This window comes from Bartonella sp. AA86SXKL (genome assembly GCF_042196885.1).
Genome location: NZ_JBHIRE010000595.1, coordinates 1 through 531, shown reverse-complemented (window position 1 = coordinate 531; position 531 = coordinate 1). Strand labels below are relative to the sequence as shown.

Sequence of the window (531 nt, the reverse complement as noted above, 5' to 3'; positions counted from 1 at the left end):
GTTTGATGGATACCTTACGCTTTACCGCATACGTGCATTAAAAGATTTTGGTGATGTTAAGGCTGGGGACCTTGGGGGCTTTATAGAAAATGAAAGCAATCTCTCTCATGATGGCAATTGCTGGGTCTATGATAATGCTTGTGTTACTTGGGGTTCAAAAATTTATGACAATGCAAAAATTTATAATAACGCCCGAGTATATGGTGGTGGTCGCATTTTTGAAAACGCACAGATTTACGGAAATGCAATTGTTTATCCCAATGCAAGAGTTTATGGCGACGCAAAAATTTACGGAGATTCAGAGATCTGCGGAGAAAGCCGTATCACAACAAACGAGAAAAAATAAATCATGTATAAATATGGAATTAAACCTACCTTGTGTGCACAGTTAGTTGTGAGAAATACTCACAATCTAGGTGAACTTTGTATCACTATCTCTGGGTATAAAGACGAGCCTTATGTAGATACCATAATTTCTGAAGACATAATGCAGCCTATAAAATCCAAACTCTAACAACCAAACCAACTTTT

The 531-nt window shown here is 37.3% G+C and carries 1 protein-coding gene; it reads left to right on the top strand.

The window, feature by feature from the left end; translation table 11 throughout:
- On the top strand, positions 1–346 hold a 346-nt coding region (locus ACFIO5_RS13465), incomplete at its 5' end, for a hypothetical protein (RefSeq protein ID WP_375701610.1).
- Positions 347–531 lie beyond the last annotated feature (185 nt).